This is a genomic window from Stenomitos frigidus ULC18 (genome assembly GCF_003003795.1).
Lineage (GTDB): Bacteria > Cyanobacteriota > Cyanobacteriia > Leptolyngbyales > Leptolyngbyaceae > Stenomitos > Stenomitos frigidus_A.
Genome location: NZ_PVWK01000079.1, coordinates 41,179 through 59,324, shown reverse-complemented (window position 1 = coordinate 59,324; position 18,146 = coordinate 41,179). Strand labels below are relative to the sequence as shown.

Here is an 18,146-nt window from a genome sequence, read left to right as displayed (position 1 = left end):
GAAGGGATTTAGAGGTAATGGCGATCGCGAAACGCAGAGGCTACAGCCCTAGCAAATCATCCAGTTCATTCAGCGCTTCGCAGCTTGAGGACGACGAACGATCAGTCGTCCCAAACATACCCATCGGTATTGCCTCTGGTGCCCAACGGGTGGTACGTCCAGTACCATCCAAATACTCGTCGGCATACCTACGAAAGACTGCTTCTACGGCTGCACGAGCATTCTTCAAGCCCCATTCGGAGGCAATCACGCTCGCTTTATCCAGCACATCCTGGCTCAGCCTTACTTTGTTGTCATACATAGCTGTGCTCCATTCACAACGGGAAACAAACCACGAACATTGGCAAATTGAGGGTCAGTCATCACCGCAAACAGCCTGCGACCCGCTAGCCGCTCTGAAATCAGATGAGAGCTACCACCGGTGACTAAGAAGCGAGTGACTCGCGCCATATAGGGGGTGTACTGCGCTTTCACTGTTTGGAAAATACCCTTAAACCAGGGATCAAGATGCTCTTCGAGCCAGGGTTGCCAGGTCAATTCTGTATCTGCGTAGAGATGTCCTGTACGGAAGCCATCCATGATGAGACTGGGATCGGCTGTGGTGCCAAGCGCATTAGAGAGGCGGCGATCGAAGCTGATGGAGGTTGCCAGTTCATAAGCACCCCCTCGATCCATCACATTTTCATCAATGACATCGCCTTCAGCATCAACCAATCGCGTCAACCAGGTACCACCACCGATATCCACCACGATCGTGTAGCCAGTATCAGGAATCAGCCCTAACCGCTGGGCATAGTGATAGGCACCCATCCCTTCTCGTTCAACTTCGACCCGCTCAACCAGCACGCGATACTCCAGCCCATTCCGCTTGAACTCGTGCATTCCTAGCAGATGCTGACGGATGGCGTCCTCATTCTTGGCTGGTTCAGGGGTCGAGGCATAGATGTCGATCGCGAATTCAGTTTCGCCTTCCCAGGGTTCTAAGCAAGCATAAAGATGCAACCGGGAGAGTTCAACTTTGTTTTCAACGACGGTTTGCTGTTGGCGACGATACTTGTATGCTTGTGCACCGAAGTGATAACGGGTGCCATCAGGCAACTCAATTAAGGGTGAGGCATCAGTAAAGCGGACAGCATCCCGACCTTGAGGCAGTTGAAACCGAACAGAGCGAATGGCTTTAGGATGGGCTTCACCGTTCCAAAACTTAAGGTCATAGTTACCTGCATCCAGCGCCAGCGCACAAGTAGTAGTGGTTTCAGTGGGGGGCTTTCTAACTTTTGTTTGTCTTGTAGCGGCTGTCATGAGTTCCTCTCTATACTGAATCCGTAGCGGTTCGTCACGGTTTGTTCTCGTTTGTCCCCATTGGTATATTTGTACTATATGGCATACGAATCAGAATAACAACCCCCTTGAGCGATCGCAACAACAAAGCTTTGGATCAGGCGGTTGGTCGATCGCTTCACCGTCATCGTTGCAGAACCTTTGCGGTTTGAGTACCTTGTGACAGAGTCGGTTTAAGGGGTATATCACGTTAAAGGAAAAGGGCACTCAGGAAAGTTACGCGAATTTTCAGCATCCACCGCACAATCTTGTATAAGGGTTCCTGTAAAGATATAAGAGTCCCTACCAAGGGTTCCTAGAGTTCCTCGCGTTTGTCTCCTTTCTTCCACTGCATAAGCGAGCCGCCAGCATGTTCAACGCTACTGAACTTCTTATCGAAGACTTTGTTAATCAACTCAAAGCAGGCTACCGACGCACCTATGGAGGCTGGAAGTCCGACTATGAGGATATCATCGGTTGGGTTGGCTCGATGGCAATGGAAAATATTGCTAACAGCGATGCACTGTATCACAACGTTGAGCACTCCATTTTAGTCACGCTGGTGGGTCAGGAAATTCTACGCGGCAGGCACATTCGCATGGGTGGCGTTTCTTGCGAAGACTGGCTGCATTTCATCATTTCGCTGGTCTGCCACGACATCGGCTACGTGAAAGGTGTTTGTCGCCAAGATCGTGATGGGCTTTACGCCACGGGGAAAGACGGCAACATGACCAATCTTCCCCCTGGCTCTTCGGATGCTGGGCTCACCCCGTACCACGTCGATCGCGCCAAGCTGTTTGTTGATGAGCGCTTTGGGGGGCACAAGCTGATTGACTCCGAAATCGTCAAGCGCAACATAGAGCTGACTCGCTTCCCCGTCCCTGCGGCTGAAGACCATCAAGATACGGTTAACTATCCCGGTTTAATCCGCGCGTCTGACTTGATCGGTCAACTCAGCGATCCTCGTTACTTAAAGAAAATTGGCGCACTGTTCTACGAATTTGAAGAAACGGGTGTAAACAAAGCGCTGGGCTATCGTCATCCTGGCGATCTTCGCAAAAACTATCCCAAGTTCTACTGGCACGGCGTTTTTCCCTACATCAAGGATGCGCTTTACTATCTATCGCTTACCCAACAAGGCAAGCAAATTATCGCCAATCTCTATTCCAATGTGTTTGTTGTGGAACATGAGAAGCCAGAAGATTAGAGCTGGCTCTTAACCAGACAACGCCTGTAGAGCTAGACGGGAAGCAAATATGTACTTCATGGCTCATCCTGGGAACCCTAAACCTATTTGGACAGTCTAGGGTTAGCCATGACGACGATGCAAACGTTTTATCCTAAAAGAATTCTCAGCTCCTCCACTACGGGTGACCTGCTTGATGGCATCACTAGAAGCCTTGAAGCGGGTATTGCAAACATTCTGGTGGACTTTCAGCACGTCATGTTTATGGACAGCACTGGCCTGTCAGCGCTGGTGGTGGCGTTAAAGCGAGTCCGTGCTGTGAACGGTCGCCTAGCGCTTTGTCACCTCAACGGGCAAGCTTATATGGTGCTTGAGCACAGCGGCCTGGATAAAGTCTTTGAAATCTACGAGGCTCCAGAGGGATTCGATCGCGCGTTGGCTAACAGTCCAGGCGAACCGCTAGCAAAGTAATTGATAATAGCATCATGCCACGTAAACAAAAGTTTCCGCACCTGGTGCAATCCAAGTGGACCGCTCATCAAAAAATTGATGGATGGCAGCACTTTCAGGTAACTAATCGCAAAAACCAAGGACAGTGGGTGTTCGCCGAAATGGTGGCAGCTTGTGATCCAGCCGTGCGCTTTTGGGTGAACGCGCAACTGCTGAAGGATCGCTCGCTCTGGCAAGCTGGCTGGCAATCGCTGCAAGACCAAGCGACACACGAACCCGAGACGATAAACATTCAGTGAGTTGAGCACTTCAGGCCACCGATGAGACTTAAATCTTACCTAAGACGCTTGCTTTGGGAACTGTTATCGCTGTATTTCAGTCATTAGCCTCGATCGTGAGGCGGCATTACTAAACCAAAGAGGTTTTTATGATGAACTGGTTAGGAAAAACAGCGTTAGTAGGTGCATTGGTTTGTCTTGGTCTACCTGCCAATGCTCAAACATGCTCTCTTCTCAGGGTGGTCGAAGGCAAAGGAGCCTACTCAGTGCAGAAAAAGGTGTCCGCTGCCAGTACTCCAGTGAGCCCCAGTAACTGGAATACGGATTTTGCTGTATCGAATGGACGCCGCTTTAGCCGCTATGCAGCAACAGTGCGAGCCAAAAATGGGGGAGTCTACAACATCCAAATGAACCTTAAGTATGCTAATCGCACCTCTGATAAAGTTTTTGATCAGAAGGTGACGCTGAAGGACGGTGAGTCCGTTAATATCTCAGGCTCACCTCGCTTAAATGCAGAACCCTATCAGGTCAACGTTGTGGTTGGGGGTATTCCGGTGACTGGAAACGCCTACACAGTTGTCGCTTCAGGATGCCCCTGATATCCGTTCTTTAAGTACCGTGTCTCTAAGTATCACGCCTCTAGAAGGATGACGATTGATCATGCTTGAGTTGATTCTACGGTTAGAGAAACGCAATGGTTGCTTCGCCTCTGCATTGTGGCGAATGACAGCAATCGTGAATGCAGAGAAGCTATAGCAACGCGTTCTCTAAACCGTAGTTCACTCATATAGGTAGGACATGGAAACAAAACAGTTAGGCAACACAGGGATCACTGTAAGCGCGATCGGTCTGGGCGGTATGCCCATGTCGCTCAGCAGTCGCCCACCCGAAGCACAGGCGATCGCTACTATCCATCGTGCCCTTGATCTCGGTGTCACTCTTATCGATACGGCTGACTCGTATTGCAAGGATGAGTCCGATAAGCACCACAACGAACGGCTGATTTACAAAGCACTCCAGCAATACAGCGGTGACACTACCAACGTCATGATCGCGACGAAAGGTGGTTTGATGCGGCCGGATGGTGCCTGGACACGCAACGGTAACCCCGACCATCTTCGAGAAACGATTCGTACCAGCTTTGAGGCGTTGGGCGGCGACCAACCGATCGGGCTTTGGCAATACCATGCCCCTGACCCTGACTACTCAATTGAAGAGTCACTCAAGCCAGCCAAAGAAGCTGTGGTTAACGGTCTTATCCGGCTTGTGGGTGTCTCTAACTTCTCGGTAGAACAGATCAAGCGCGCCCGTGATGTGGTCGAGCTTGCTTCTGTACAAAACCAATACAACCCCTGGCATCGCGATCCAGAGTCAGATGGTGTGCTGGAGTATTGCGATCGCGAAGGACTAACGTTCTTACCCTGGAGTCCCTTGGGCGGCAGTCGGCGCTTTGGGCAGATCAAAGAGATTGAGGCGATCGTGCAACTGGCCAAGGCAAAGAACGTTTCCGTTTACAGCATTGTGCTGGCGTGGCTGCGGGCAAAATCACTCAGCGTCTTGCCGATTCCTGGAGCTAGTAAGCCAGAGAGCATTGCCGATTCCATCACAGCCGCGACGATTCACCTCTCTCCATCGGAGGTTGGCCAAATTGATCGCGCTACGGCTGTTTGAAGACAACGGTTTGAGTCGCGATCGCAGGCTTTACGAAGTCCTAGAATGTTCTATCAACACACTTCTAAAGCAGCCAGGTAAGAGCAATCTAGCAACGCTTCGCCTCATAACTCCTGTTGGCTAAGGGTGAGTGCATCGACGTGTGATCGTGTTGTCTCTGGCAATGTATCCGATCGAAATCACTGCTTTTCCCCAGCATAATCACGTTGATGGCTCCTCACTATCACCCCAGCAGTTAGGCGATCGCGGCATAGTGGAAGGGTGAAACGCTGATCCAACGTTCGTTACAACGGACAGGATGGAGGATTTGAAGATGTTTAACGCAACCGAAATTCTGACGGGTGCGTTTGTGCAGCAGCTAAAGGCGGGCTACAAACGCACCTATGGCAATTTGAAAGCCGATTATGCCGATATCATTGCCTGGGCAGGCAGCATGGCGTTGGAAAACATTGCCAATAGTGATGCGCTCTATCACGATATTGAGCACACGATTTTGGTTACCCTGGTGGGGCAAGAAATTCTGCGCGGCAAGCATATCCGTGAAGGTGGCGTCGCACCCGAAGATTGGCTGCATGGCATCATTTCCCTGGTCTGTCATGATATCGGCTACGTTCGGGGTGTTTGTCGGGACGATCACGACAACATTTGTGCCACGGGTATTGCCGAGACCATGATTGCCTTACCACCCGGTTCCACCGATGCCAGCCTCACGCCGTATCATGTCGATCGCGGCAAGCTCTTTATCGACGAACGCTTTGGTGGTCATCGCTTACTTGATGCCGAACTGATTAAGCGTAATATTGAGCTGACTCGCTTCCCCGTCCCTGCGGCTGAAGACCATCAGGACACCAGCAACTATCCTGGGCTAGTACGTGCTGCGGATTTGATTGGACAACTCAGCGATCCGCGCTATCTGAAAAAGATCGCGGCGCTTTTCTATGAATTTGAAGAAACCGGCGTCAACAAAGCGCTTGGCTACCGTAACCCCGGAGACTTGCGCCAGAGCTACTCTCAGTTCTACTGGAAAGGGGTTTACCCCTATATCCAGGATGCACTTCGCTATCTGTCTGTGACTCAACAGGGGCAGCAGATTACAGCGTGTCTATACTCCAACGTATTTGTTGTGGAGCATGGAGGCATTTAAGGAAGGGTGAGGCATAGAGCATAAAGCATGAAGACAAAAAAGCGTTAAACGGTCATGGTGATGAAACGATGGATTTTGGGAGGTTTGCTGGCGATCGCCTTGATCATCATCACTAGCTGTCATTTGTCTTCCTCTCAACCCCTTCCAGAGCCATCTCCTGATACCCCAAGTCCGATACAGGCTATCAGTCCTCAAGCAATCCCTTCCATACAGCCGCTACCACCGATCGGCGCAACACGTCTCTTCCAGCACATCGAAGCATTGAACTTTGAGCGGTATCAAACGGTCGATCGCGATCGTGCTCGCCGCTATCTGGTTAAAACGCTGACTGAATTTGGCTGGAAACCGCAATTGCAAGCCTTTGATGGTGGCGTCAATGTTTTCGCTCAACGTCCTGGTAGCAATCCTAATGCTGGTGCGATTTTGGTGAGTGCGCACTACGATACGGTGAACGGTTCGCCCGGTGCGGATGACAACAGCAGTGCGATCGCTACTACACTTGAAATTGCCCGGTTGCTGGGCGCCCGTCCGACTTATCGCCCCCTGTGGCTTGCGTTTTTCGATCGCGAAGAAGCTGGCTTAGTTGGCAGTCTTACGTTTACCTCGCACCCTGAAAACTTGGCGAAGCTTGAGGGTGTGGTCAATTTGGAGATGATGGGTTACGCCTGTCACACTGCCGGATGTCAGAAATATCCAGAAGGGTTACCTGTGAATCCAATAGGCGATCGTGGCGACTTTTTAGGCGTCGTCGGTGACCAGGAGCATTTGCCGCTGCTGAATGTCTTCCAGGTATCAGCTTCCAACCCATCAGGACAGTCCAATCTGCCAGCGATGATTACGGTGCCAATTCCACTTAAGGGTTTGCTGACACCAGCTGTCTTACGCAGCGATCACGCCCCGTTTTGGGCAAAGAACATTGGCGCCGTAATGGTAGGCGATACGGCCAATTTTCGCAATCCTCATTACCATCAACCCAGTGACACACCAGAGACGCTCGATCGCACGTTCTTCACTGGAGCAGCGCAACGGGTATTGAATGCGGTCGGCATCCTTCTGGATAACCGAGCGGCTTTCACGACGACTGTTAACTGATCCAAATCACGCTACAACTGCAGCATTGTCACGCCGGAGGGCTCTACTCAATCACCTGGTTGCTTGTAGAACGATCGCATACTAAATGGTATCGAGTTGCCCCTCAAACCCATGCAAGCCCAAGTATTAACTCCCTCGCTTCAAGACGTTACTGACCGAATTCTGTCTTCTCGCCGCATTACTCGCATGGATCAACGCTTGCTGCTCTCGTTAGCGAACCTGAATAGTGATGAGCAAACCCTGCTTAACGAAGTGTTCGATCGTCTAAGGGAGGGCTTGCTGAGAGTCGTCGATTAACTGAGAGCCAGCAGAGATTTAACTATCCTTCTGCCCCTTTTTTCGCAACGCACTTCCAAAAAAGACAATTAAACCTGGCAGTAAAGCAGGGGTCGGAATTTTTTGAATATTTTCAGAAGAAGGGGGTGTAGATGGCAGAACGGCTACGGGTGATTTTGGCGTCACTACGCTTTTCCCCTTCGTCCCATGATTGAAAAGTCCTGGCAAGAGGAGTAACAGGATAGCCCAGAGCGTAACAAATCCTTCCAACATGAGAACGACCTTTTGGTTTGGTGTACTTACCACTACAGACAGCTTCTTGAGCTTCCGCGTGAGTTGATACACCTTTATGAGGGTTTTACGGAAGGTCTACGTGTTCTTACTGGAATTTTACAAAGGTGGTTACACAGGTAGAAGATAGCCTCAGAGCCCATACGCGGCTCCCTCTCCCCGTGGATCGGCGGCTCCTTCTAGGGAACCATCCGGCGATCGCACGATCGCGTCAGCATTCCCCCAGGCACGTCGTTCTTCAATCTGATGTCCCCGATGGCGCAAATCTTCTAGAGTTAAACGGTCAAAGCCCCACGGTTCAACCATCAGTTTATCAGGCAGCCACTGATGATGCAGACGTGGAGCCGCGACCGCACGTTTAGCGTCCATGCCGTAGACCAACACATTCAGCACGACTTGTAGAACGGTCGTAATGATCGTGCTTCCACCAGGAGCGCCCGCAACCAGTCGTAGTTGATCTTTTTCGGTGACGATCGTCGGTGTCATGCTGGACAGTGGCGTTTTGCCAGGAGCGATCGCGTTGGCATCGCCACCCACTAAGCCAAACGCATTGGGCACACCAGGGGCGATCGCAAAGTCGTCCATTTCGTTGTTGAGAATAATGCCAGTACCAGGAACCACGACGCCAGCACCAAAACCCAGGTTTACTGTAAACGTCAGACTCACAGCATTGCCAGCACTATCCACCACGCTCAGGTGGCTGGTGTCATTAGACTCTTTACCCAGGCGTTTGAGCATTTCTGGAGTACCCGCTCGTACTTCGCTAGAAGGTCGGGCTTTTTGCAGATCAATCTCCTGTCGGCGCTGTTTAGCATAGGCCGGGCTGATCAGCTTGGCAACTGGGACTTTCACGAAGTCAGGGTCGCCCAAATATACCGCGCGATCGGCGTAGGCAATTCGCATCGCTTCCACGATTAAGTGCAGCGCATCGACGTTATGCCAGCCCATCGCTTTGAGATCAGTATCACCCAGGATGTTAAGGATTTCTAGCAGATGAACACCACCGGAGGATGGCGGTGGCATGGAGCAAATGCGTGTGGCTCGAAAGTTGCCGCAGACAGGGTCGCGCCAGATGGGGCGGTAGCGTTTCAGGTCTGCGAGGGTGATCAAGCCTTTGTTTGTAGCTATATCGCGAGCGATCGTCCCCGCCAGACTGCCTGTATAGAAACTTTGTGGATTGTTTGCCAGTGCTTGAAGCGTTTTTGCCAGATCGCTCTGTACCAGCTGATCGCCCGCTTGCAGAGGCGTGCCATTGCGGGTAAAAATCTTACGGGCAGCGGGATTCTGCTGCAGCGTTTTTTGCTGGGCGATCGCGTCTGCTAACCGCCAACTGACCCAAAAGCCTTTTGCCGCTAATTGGGTCGCGGGTGCCACCACGGCCTTCCAGGGCAGTTTGCCATAGCGATGCTGCACTTCATACAGTCCCGCAACCGTACCAGGCACACCCACTGCCAGATACCCATCGGTGCTGGCGTTGGGGCGCACCTTGCCTTGAGCATCCAGATACATCGTGCGCGTTGCTCCTAAAGGGGCCCGTTCACGAAAATCGAGTGCCTTTACTTCGCCCGTTTTGCCCAACCGAAGGAGCAAAAAGCCGCCCCCACCTAAACCTGCCGACGCTGGCTCTACCACTGAAATTGCCAGCGTTGTAGCGACTGCAGCATCGATCGCATTGCCACCCTGTTGTAGCACGGTCAAACCGGCTTCACTCGCCAGGGGGTGTGCTGAAACCACCATGCCCCGTTTGGCGCGATCGGGATGGGGAAACGCCCATCCACTCTGGCTGCTGAGCAACACCATCATCAAGCAGAGCCATGGCATTGCCAGTCGTTTACGGCTAAGCAGCTTCATCCCTTGTCCCTTCCTCTTCATCCTTTCTTACACCCTACACCCATCCCTCCACACCAAAAATAAAAAGACCCCTGACAATTACTTGTCAGAAGGTCTGTTCCGCACACAACCAAGGAGAAAACCGGAGGAAAACTTTACCGCAACAACTCGCCTTTGCCCAACCCCTAACGCGCCAGCTGCAAGTCTGAATCAAACGCAGACGGCAATGCTTCTCTAGGCACTACGGTTAGCGTTATCTCTGGATGTTCAAGCTGTGGATGCTTGCTCAAAAGCTCGGCTTCCTCAGGCGCAACAGCACGCATTTGACGAGCTTTATAAAAGATGACGATCGCAAACAGCCCCACAACTGCACCAAGACCGGCTGCTTCCCTAGAGTCAAGCAACCACTGCCGCTTTGAATCACCCGATGCCACATTTGATCGCTTAATCAAGGTGTTCGGTTGTCGAAGGGTGTCTCCCAGAGACATGTTGCCGTCTTGAAATGGAGAGGCCTGGGTAGCCGCTGATTGTCCTAGCAGCAGGGCCATCATTGCGATCATGACAGATAGAACGACCGAGAGAGAAAAACGCGATCCAGTCATAGCCTTTGCGGATAGACAGTTTGAGCTTGTTGGTTTCGATGATTATGGGTGAGTCGATGCAATTAAACAGGCTAATAGGATACAAAAGAACAGGATCTATGCCGCGCGGTCAGCGGTTAGCGGTCAGCGGTCAGCGGTCAGCGATTAAATCTAACTCAAAATTCAAAACTCAAAATTCAAAACTCAAAACTCCCCTTCCCTTACCCCCCTCACCATGCCTACCTATACCGGAATCTCAAGCGAAGCTTTTCGTCATCCGCTCGATCGTCAAGCCGAGCAAGCGTTACGCAGAGTCCCTGGCTTCGATCTGGTGGCACGAACCTTTGTTGAGTTCCTGTCTGAACGCCCGCAGTTTGTGTATCAAATGGGCAACAGTATTCAAGTGGGACCACGCCAATATGCAAACATTTACCAAATCTTTCGGGAATGTGTGCGTGATCTGGATGTTTCTCCAGAACCGGTGCTGTTTATTTCCCAAGATCCATTTGTGAATGCGTTGGCTTTGGGGCAAGAGTTTCCCAGTATGGTCATCAACAGTGGTTTGCTCGATTTGCTGGATGACCACGAACTACGTACCGTGATGGCTCATGAACTGGGACATATTAAGTGTGGTCACACAACGCTGGTGCGAATGGCGCTTTGGGTGAACCAGATTATTTCGGGGCTGGCAGAGCGCACGTTTGGGCTAAGTAATCTGGTGACAACGGGTCTGCTGCTGGCGTTTGCTGAGTGGAAGCGCAAAGCTGAACTGTCGGCCGATCGCGCTGCGCTGCTAGTGACCGATGATCTGAATCCAGTGCTGAAAAGCATGATGAAAATGGCGGGTGGTAGCACCAAACATGCCCACGAAATTAGCCTGGATGAATTTATTCGACAATCCGAGCGCTACCAAGAGCTTGATCAAGATGGTCTGAACCAGGTTTACAAATTCTTCCTTTACAATAATCTTTCTACAGGCATCTTCCTGACTCATCCCTTTACAGTAGAGCGAGTGCATTTTTTGCGTGAGTGGTCAGTTTCGAGCGAGTACCAACAGATTCGGCAGGGCAACTATCCCCGTGCAGGTGCTGAAGGGTCGGTAGAGGTGCCTTCAGCACCTGCCGCAACTCAATCCCAGTCTTCCCAAGCCGAGGTCGATGCACTGCGTCGCCAGATTGAAGCACTGCAACGTGAAATCGATCGCGCTCGACGGGGTGATTGAGACACATCCAAAGGACGCCAAGATACCTAATCTTGGCGTCCTTTTAAAGATAGCTAAGCGTCTGGCTTACCTAACTGATCGGCGTTGCGGGCGGAATGCCGAGCACCGCACAGGGAAAGTCGATCGCCAATTGCTCTACCAGGGGATGAGTTGCAGCATCACAGCCCAATAGCAGCAGCTCTGCCGACTCTGCTTGAGCCACACGACGCAGCTCTGTTGCAACCGATCCAAACCGGAGATGGGTTTTAAGTGACCCACGCCACTCATCTGCCATATGGCGAGCTTGCCAGAGAATTAAGTCTGCCTGGTCAAACTGGTTCAACTGACAAGACGTAGAGCGAATGGGCAGTTCAGCCACGGCACTGGTAGAGCGATGACCTGTCTCGACGTGGCGATAGCCGTTGCCGATCGCGCTGGGATAAAGCATCTGGTCACTACCCGCTGTGGCAACAAGATGATGGGGCAATGAGGAAAGAGGCTGACACTCGTTCTCCATATCCAGCACGTAGACGACTTGAACGGTGACCTGTTTACCTGTTGCCAAACGGGTTCGGTGGGCAATCCATAAGGTCAAATCCAGAGCCGTCTGGCTGCGAGGGGAGCCGTTGTAACCCACAAGGAGATTAATTGCTTTCGGCGATCGTGGCTCAGATGATCGTGCTGGTATCAGCACCATTTGCTTGGTGAGGTCAGGGCAACCTAGCCCGTCTTGCAGACGTGCGAGCATAGACAAAATATTCACGGTTGAACCTCTCAGGGAATAGGGTTTGCGAGAGGTGGGTCAGGTAACAGATACGATCACGCTGTCTAGCGCTGAAGCGGTACCTATCAGGAGACTCCAATAACCATAGCTTGGCAAGCAATAGTTTTGGGTTACTCCTCCCATTGCCGACGGAGTTAGCTGACGGGCTAAGACTGGAAGGTGTCTCTCTCAGAAAAACCGAGATTAGCCCCAATGAAACTGGTTCCTCCGCTTGAGCTGAATGTCTAACACAACGTTGTGTATAGATAAACTCAAATTAGGCTTACCCACATAGTTTTGTACGTGACATGCTTGATGCCGAACAGCGACAATGTGCATGATTGTTTTAATCTAGACGATTTAGCCAGTCTAAACTGCTATCTCTGGAACAGAAGCAGTACATCATGTTTGATGGAGGGCTCAATCACCCTTTGCTATTATAGCCCGCTTCAAAAAGACTACCTTACTTCCTGTAGGAAGCTTAACGATAGATTTAGTGTGCTACTGAGTACAGACTTTAGAGTGTAGAGACCGTAAGTACGAGCTTTTAACTACAGGAGAGCCTCGGCCAATAAAGACTATAAGGTGGTCAGTCTAAAATCAGGATATATGATGAACGGACGATCGTAAAACGACGGTTGATTGGTTTTCACTACGGTTAGGATTTTTGGGCGTGACTGTTTCCCCTTTAGCGTCAGGGCTAGACCTGAAGACTCTGTTTCCCTTCGAGTTAGATGCGTTTCAAAAGCAGGCAATCGTCGCATTAGAAGCGGGTCGATCGGTTGTCGTCTGTGCCCCAACGGGTTCCGGCAAAACGCTCATTGGGGAGTATGCCATCCATCGAGCGCTCAAGCGGGGGCGACGGGTCTTGTATACAACGCCGCTCAAAGCGCTATCGAACCAGAAACTGCGTGACTTTCGTGAACTCTTTGGTACCGATACAGTAGGGTTACTGACAGGAGATGTCTCAGTGAACCGTGATGCGCCGATTCTGGTCATGACCACTGAAATCTTTCGTAACATGCTCTATGGCACGCCGATCGGCGAAGTCGGTGCCTCCCTCACAGGCGTCGAAGCGGTAGTACTGGACGAATGCCACTATATGAACGATCGCCAGCGCGGTACCGTCTGGGAAGAATCGATCATCTACTGTCCGCCCGAAATTCAACTGGTGGCATTGTCCGCCACGGTGGCCAATAGCGATCAGCTAACAGATTGGATTCATAAAGTCCACGGCCCGACCGAACTGATTTATTCTGATTTTCGACCCGTCCCCTTAGAGTTTCACTTCTGTAACCCCAAGGGGCTCTTTCCCTTACTTGACGATAGCCAGAAACGCATTAATCCCCGCCTCAAGCTCAAGGGTGCTAAAGGTGCTCCGGGTGGTAACAAACGAGGGCCGCGTCAGGAAAGCCCCAATTTGGCCTTTGTATTGAGCCAGCTGCGGCAAAAAGATATGCTGCCTGCCATCTATTTCATTTTCAGTCGGCGGGGCTGTGACCAGGCAGTCGCAGCCGTCAGCGATGCCCCTTTGTCAATGGTGAATGAGGCCGAAGCCGCTCAGTTGCGTACCCAGATCGATGAATTTTTGGCATTAAATCCCGAAGCCGGACGAGTGGGGCAAATCGAACCACTGTATCAGGGCATTGCAGCGCACCACGCGGGCATTTTGCCTGCCTGGAAAGGGTTGGTGGAAGAACTCTTCCAGCAGGGTCTGATCAAAGTCGTGTTTGCTACAGAAACGCTGGCCGCAGGAATTAACATGCCTGCCCGAACAACGGTTATTTCCAGCCTGTCCAAGCGTACTGATCTGGGGCATCGCTTGTTGAATGCGTCTGAGTTTTTGCAAATGGCGGGACGAGCCGGACGGCGCGGTATGGATAGCCAGGGGCATGTAGTCACGGTGCAAACGCCGTTTGAAGGGGCGCGGGAAGCGGCCTATTTGACCACAGTCGGGGCTGATCCACTGGTCAGCCAGTTCACACCGAGCTATGGCATGGTGCTTAACTTGCTGCAAACCCATACGCTGGACGAAGCGAAAGAGTTGGTGGAGCGCAGCTTTGGGCAGTATCTATCGACGCTCTATTTGCGTCCTCAACAGGAGGCGATCGCCCATCTGGAAGCCGAGCTTGCCCAACTGAGAGCGCAACTGGAAGGGGTGGACTGGGATTTGCTGGCGCAGTACGAAAAACTGCAAGAGCGGTTGAAGGAAGAACGTCGCTTGCTCAAGCTTTTGCAAGACCAGGCAACGGAAATGCGGGCGGGTGATTTACCAGTAGCCCTGTCGTTTGCGATCGCGGGCACTGTTTTGAGCCTTAAAGGTGCCAATGTGCCTGTCGCTCAACCGCTCCCTGCCGCTTTAGTCATGAAAGTTCCTGGTTCTGGTCAGTTTCCTTACCTGATTTGCTTAGGGCAGGACAATCGTTGGTACGTGGTTACCGTCAAGGATGTCGTCGGTTTGCGGGGCGAAATTCCCCGGTTAAGTGGCGTTGATCATTTGGCTCCACCGCCAGAAATGCCGCTCAAACCAGGGCAGATGAAGCTGGGCAATGACCAAACCGCCACGATCGCTCGTCAGATTCCCTCTGTGCCCTCGCCTGTAGACGAAGCCCCTGAAGTGTACGAGCAACTCCAACGGATGGAAGGCGTGCAGCAGCAGATCGAGTTTCATCCAGTCAACCGCTGGGGCAACCGCGTGACGATTCTCAAGCGACAAAAGCGCCTTACGGCTGTGCAGACGGAACTGGCCGATCGTCAAGACAAGCTCGATCGGCAGTCACAGCAGCACTGGCGAGAATTTCTCGACTTAATTGAAATCCTGCAACACTTTGGCTGCCTGGACGGGTTGATACCAACGCCGCTAGGACAGGCAACCGCTGCCATTCGAGGCGATAACGAGTTGTGGCTCGGTTTGGCGCTGATGTCTGGAGAACTTGACCCTCTCGATCCACACCATTTGGCAACCGCGTGTGCTGCACTGGTCACTGAAGTCTCGCGACCGGATAGTTGGACTCGTTATGACCTTTCAGGTGAAGTCGAAGAAGCCTTGGGTGGGTTGCGAGGCATTCGTCGTCGTCTGTTTCAGTTCCAGCGTAAATATCAGGTTGTGCTCCCGGTCTGGTTAGAGTACGAGCTTGTGGGTTTGGTGGAACAATGGGCACTAGGCATAGAATGGACAGAACTGTGCGCCAATACCAGCCTTGATGAAGGTGATGTCGTCCGTATTCTGCGTCGCACTCTGGATTTTCTCTCGCAGATTCCGCATGTGCCTCATGCACCGAATGAGCTCAAGACTAACGCTAACCGTGCGATTCGACTGATCGATCGCTTCCCAGTGAAAGAAGGCGTATAAAGGCAATGAACCGTTAAAAAATGGTTCCGAGTTGCAGCATGGATGCCACCAAAAAGGTAAGCGACTGTAAAGACAGAATGTCATTGACCGTAGCGGTCAGCAATCAGAGAAAAGCTGATAGCTGATAGCTGATAGCCGATAGCTAAGCCAAAAGTGTGCAGTTATTTTTTAACAAGTCCTAAGAACCTGGCGAGGCTTTTAATGTTTAAATTTTAATGTTTTACTAATTCTGGTTCTTCATCCTCGCCGCCGATCACCCGGTTTCGTCCGGCGGCTTTTGCTTTGAGTAGATTTTGATCGGCACGCTTCAAGAGACTGGCACCCTTCGAGTCGTCACTCTCTTTAAGAGAGGACGCCCCCGCGCTAATGGTCATGTCAAGACTGAGGGTCTCGTCGATCGCAAAGGTCTGGTCACTAATTAAGCGGCAGAGTCGACGACCCACCAGCAGCGCTTCTTGTTCATCCGTATTACTCAAAAGAATGACAAACTCTTCGCCACCGTAGCGAAATAGCGTATCGCGAAACCGGAGGTTGTGCCGTAGGCGACCTGAGATTAGCTGCAGGGCGCGATCGCCAACGGGATGACCATACGTATCGTTGATATTTTTGAAGTAATCAACATCGAGCATCAGGGCGCTCATTTGCTCAGAGCGTGAACGGGCATTCTGCACCTGACGGGGGAGTTCCCAATCCAGTGCGCGGCGATTGTTCAGCTCGGTCAGTGGGTCTGAAAGGGCGATCGCAGACAAAATGTCGTTTGTCCGCATCAGTTCGCGGTGATTCTTTACCGTGCGCAGCCCAGAGGCAATCTGAGAGCTGAGTAAGCGATCTTGCTGAAAAATGACGTCAATGTCGAGCGCTTCGCCTTTCGCATCATTTTTGGGGCACCATAGGTAGGCATCGGCACCACTTTCTAACGCTTCCGCTCGGCACTCCATCTCCCAGAAGCGATCGCGCCATGCCTCTGCCAGCATTTGGGTTGGGTAGTCCAGCAGAATGCAATAAATCCAGGCGAGGCGAGTTTGCTCTTTGATTTGGCGACAAAGCTCTAACCCACCAGGCTGATTTCCTTGCAGAATGACAAGATCTGGCTGCTGCGCCTGGATCAGCGGCATCGCCTCGCTAGGATTCGGTGCGATCTCTACTGTGCAACTGACTAAGTTACGGATACGAACCAGAAGTGTTGCTAGAAAGTCATCACCTCCGACTAATAGAATCGAAGCGTCCATTGGCAATTCAGCAGCCTAGTTTAGGAATTAGGTTCATCACTTCACTAAGGTACCGGAGTTTCCACTGCCGAAAGTATGTGTCATAGACCATTCGGCAAGAGGGAGGAAAACCTTAAAAGTTGAGAGTATCAGTTTATACCTAAAGATGGGATTCACACGGGCATGAGTCGTTTCCAGAAGACTTGCTGTAAAAACTATGGATTGATTGAGGCACTGAGGTTCTGGGATATGCAATTCCTCTATTGGCATGTTAATTCAGCACGTTAATAACATTCTATTGTCACTGATGACACGCAGAAAAAACGCCGCCAGGTGACTACGGTCCTTTTTTCTGATTGCCTCTTTTGTATTCTCTGAGAGTGCCCATATTCACGCTAAGTACCTCTGCGTTGCTTATCTTTTCGCCATCATACTGGGGCTTTAGGTGAGTTCTAACAAAACCCTTACTCGTTCGAATCTTGTTGCTTGGTCGTTTGTTTTTGAGCCAGTGCTTTAGCCTCTCTCCAGAGCGAAAGTACCCATACAGTCGCCATTTGCTTTTAGCCGCTACGCGCCATAAAGTCTAGCAAGATGCGTTGATGGGGTTTGCCTAAAGGCCGTCTCTGCTTAGCTTGCTGTGAGTAGCGATCGCCTTGACCAATTTCTTCAGAGGTTGCCAACGCCATATCCCATCCCTCATGCAGCACGAGCTGACTAACATCCACATCCAGCTCGCCGTGGTAAACATAGCGAACCACTTGAGTGTCTTCATATAAAGCAAACTGGTTTAACGTGGCTGGGGCATAGCCAATTTCTTCCCGCAACTCCCGCTGCATGGCTTCATCAGGGCTTTCACCTGGCTCAATATGCCCCCCAAAAAGTGCCCAATGGCCTGGATAGAAAATACCAGGAATGTCATCGCGGAGTTGGAGCAAAAATTTGCCGTCTTGGTGCAGGATAGCGATCGCAACTCTATGGCGTTGCTCTTGACTCGTTTCATCCTTCATCCTTCATCCCCGCGTGATCGCTTTTCAGTGCCGGTTTCCGCTGCAGCTGTTGCTGCTGCTCAATGTAAAGCGATCCCTGTTCTTTACCATTCAGTTGAATGCTGCGATAAAGGAGTTTGCCTTTCAGTACAATCTCATCCCCAATGGTTGGGATTGGGTCAGTGGTCAGCACCCAGATACTTCCGGTCGGGTCTTGAAGCTCATAGGCCGTTTTACCAAGGAGCGGAGCACGGTTGCTGACCCTACCTTTGATTTGGACAATGGCATTCATCTGAGACGTTTGTTTGACCGTAGCAATGGTGCTCGCGTCGATCGCAAACCCGACGGGCTGCATAACGCTGTCTGGTTTCGACCCACTGAGTGGAGCACAGCCGATGATCGTCATCGCTAACAGAGTAACGACTGACCATTGAGTGTGAGCTTTTGCTAACCACATCGCACTTCTATCCTCTGAAGATTGACAAAAAGGGACGCTGGATCTGCGACACTTGTGAAC

The 18,146-nt window shown here is 51.4% G+C and carries 20 protein-coding genes and 1 riboswitch; of the genes, 11 read left to right on the top strand and 9 right to left on the bottom strand.

All coding sequences use genetic code 11. The annotated features are described in order from the left end of the window. Positions 1-40: 40 nt before the first annotated feature. Positions 41-301 carry a hypothetical protein gene (locus C7B82_RS13470; RefSeq protein ID WP_106256801.1) on the bottom strand — a complete coding sequence of 87 codons (261 nt, stop codon included), beginning with the start codon at positions 299-301 and terminating at the stop codon, positions 41-43. Next, on the bottom strand, positions 283-1,302 hold the full coding sequence (locus tag C7B82_RS13465) for a ParM/StbA family protein (protein ID WP_106256800.1): 1,020 nt from the start codon (positions 1,300-1,302) through the stop codon (positions 283-285). The genes C7B82_RS13470 and C7B82_RS13465 overlap by 19 nt, the downstream gene beginning before the upstream one ends. 388 nt (positions 1,303-1,690) lie before the next feature. Here C7B82_RS13465 and C7B82_RS13460 point away from each other — a divergent pair, with 388 nt between their 5' ends. The 9 genes from C7B82_RS13460 to C7B82_RS13425 all read left to right on the top strand — a co-directional run bounded on the left by C7B82_RS13460 (position 1,691) and on the right by C7B82_RS13425 (position 7,438). Beyond that, positions 1,691-2,527, top strand: a complete 837-nt coding sequence (locus tag C7B82_RS13460; RefSeq protein ID WP_106256799.1) for an Npun_R2479 family HD domain-containing metalloprotein — start codon at positions 1,691-1,693, stop codon at positions 2,525-2,527. A gap of 108 nt (positions 2,528-2,635) precedes the next feature. Beyond that, positions 2,636-2,977, top strand: a complete 342-nt coding sequence (locus C7B82_RS13455) for an STAS domain-containing protein (protein WP_106256798.1) — start codon at positions 2,636-2,638, stop codon at positions 2,975-2,977. Positions 2,978-2,991: 14 nt separating this feature from the next. Then, positions 2,992-3,255 (top strand): TIGR02450 family Trp-rich protein, encoded by a 264-nt coding sequence (locus C7B82_RS13450; protein ID WP_106256797.1) that lies wholly within the window; start codon positions 2,992-2,994, stop codon positions 3,253-3,255. A 128-nt stretch (positions 3,256-3,383) separates the two neighbouring features. Then, positions 3,384-3,833 (top strand): hypothetical protein, encoded by a 450-nt coding sequence (locus C7B82_RS13445; RefSeq protein WP_106256796.1) that lies wholly within the window; start codon positions 3,384-3,386, stop codon positions 3,831-3,833. Between the two features lie 199 nt (positions 3,834-4,032). After that, entirely contained in the window at positions 4,033-4,905 is an 873-nt protein-coding gene (locus C7B82_RS13440; protein ID WP_106256795.1) for an aldo/keto reductase, read from the top strand. A 130-nt stretch (positions 4,906-5,035) separates the two neighbouring features. Further along, a complete protein-coding gene (locus C7B82_RS34280; RefSeq protein WP_281258971.1) occupies positions 5,036-5,170 on the top strand; it encodes a hypothetical protein in 135 nt (44 codons plus the stop codon). 48 nt (positions 5,171-5,218) lie between these two features. Then, positions 5,219-6,049: an Npun_R2479 family HD domain-containing metalloprotein gene (locus tag C7B82_RS13435; protein WP_106256833.1), complete on the top strand. Its 831-nt coding sequence runs from the start codon at positions 5,219-5,221 to the stop codon at positions 6,047-6,049. A 60-nt stretch (positions 6,050-6,109) separates the two neighbouring features. Then, a complete protein-coding gene (locus C7B82_RS13430) occupies positions 6,110-7,141 on the top strand; it encodes a M28 family peptidase (RefSeq protein WP_106256832.1) in 1,032 nt (343 codons plus the stop codon). A gap of 111 nt (positions 7,142-7,252) precedes the next feature. Continuing rightward, positions 7,253-7,438, top strand: a complete 186-nt coding sequence (locus tag C7B82_RS13425) for a hypothetical protein (RefSeq protein ID WP_106256794.1) — start codon at positions 7,253-7,255, stop codon at positions 7,436-7,438. A gap of 18 nt (positions 7,439-7,456) precedes the next feature. Here C7B82_RS13425 and C7B82_RS35110 read toward each other — a convergent pair whose 3' ends face one another. The 3 genes from C7B82_RS35110 to C7B82_RS13410 all read right to left on the bottom strand — a co-directional run bounded on the left by C7B82_RS35110 (position 7,457) and on the right by C7B82_RS13410 (position 10,140). Beyond that, entirely contained in the window at positions 7,457-7,690 is a 234-nt protein-coding gene (locus C7B82_RS35110; RefSeq protein WP_146141149.1) for a PTPA-CTERM sorting domain-containing protein, read from the bottom strand. A gap of 150 nt (positions 7,691-7,840) precedes the next feature. After that, entirely contained in the window at positions 7,841-9,559 is a 1,719-nt protein-coding gene (ggt, locus tag C7B82_RS13415) for a gamma-glutamyltransferase (protein WP_106256792.1), read from the bottom strand. A gap of 164 nt (positions 9,560-9,723) precedes the next feature. Further along, positions 9,724-10,140 carry a hypothetical protein gene (locus C7B82_RS13410; protein ID WP_106256791.1) on the bottom strand — a complete coding sequence of 139 codons (417 nt, stop codon included), beginning with the start codon at positions 10,138-10,140 and terminating at the stop codon, positions 9,724-9,726. Positions 10,141-10,354: 214 nt separating this feature from the next. Between C7B82_RS13410 and C7B82_RS13405 the strand changes: the two genes are divergently transcribed. Next, entirely contained in the window at positions 10,355-11,341 is a 987-nt protein-coding gene (locus C7B82_RS13405; RefSeq protein ID WP_106256790.1) for a M48 family metalloprotease, read from the top strand. 70 nt (positions 11,342-11,411) lie between these two features. Here the strand turns inward: C7B82_RS13405 and C7B82_RS13400 are convergent, their stop codons facing one another. Then, positions 11,412-12,083, bottom strand: coding sequence for a universal stress protein (locus tag C7B82_RS13400; protein WP_245939880.1), 672 nt, complete (start codon positions 12,081-12,083; stop codon positions 11,412-11,414). A gap of 132 nt (positions 12,084-12,215) precedes the next feature. Further along, positions 12,216-12,349, bottom strand: a riboswitch (cyclic di-AMP (ydaO/yuaA leader). Positions 12,350-12,756: 407 nt separating this feature from the next. Between C7B82_RS13400 and C7B82_RS13395 the strand changes: the two genes are divergently transcribed. Further along, positions 12,757-15,435 (top strand): DEAD/DEAH box helicase, encoded by a 2,679-nt coding sequence (locus tag C7B82_RS13395; RefSeq protein WP_106256788.1) that lies wholly within the window; start codon positions 12,757-12,759, stop codon positions 15,433-15,435. Positions 15,436-15,647: 212 nt separating this feature from the next. Here C7B82_RS13395 and C7B82_RS13390 read toward each other — a convergent pair whose 3' ends face one another. The 3 genes from C7B82_RS13390 to C7B82_RS13380 all read right to left on the bottom strand — a co-directional run bounded on the left by C7B82_RS13390 (position 15,648) and on the right by C7B82_RS13380 (position 18,086). Further along, entirely contained in the window at positions 15,648-16,664 is a 1,017-nt protein-coding gene (locus tag C7B82_RS13390; RefSeq protein ID WP_106256787.1) for a GGDEF domain-containing response regulator, read from the bottom strand. Between the two features lie 539 nt (positions 16,665-17,203). Further along, the gene (locus C7B82_RS13385) at positions 17,204-17,650 is read right to left on the bottom strand and encodes an NUDIX hydrolase (RefSeq protein ID WP_106256786.1); all 447 of its coding nucleotides are present in this window, start codon (positions 17,648-17,650) and stop codon (positions 17,204-17,206) included. Continuing rightward, positions 17,640-18,086, bottom strand: coding sequence for a hypothetical protein (locus C7B82_RS13380; protein WP_106256785.1), 447 nt, complete (start codon positions 18,084-18,086; stop codon positions 17,640-17,642). The genes C7B82_RS13385 and C7B82_RS13380 overlap by 11 nt, the downstream gene beginning before the upstream one ends. Positions 18,087-18,146 lie beyond the last annotated feature (60 nt).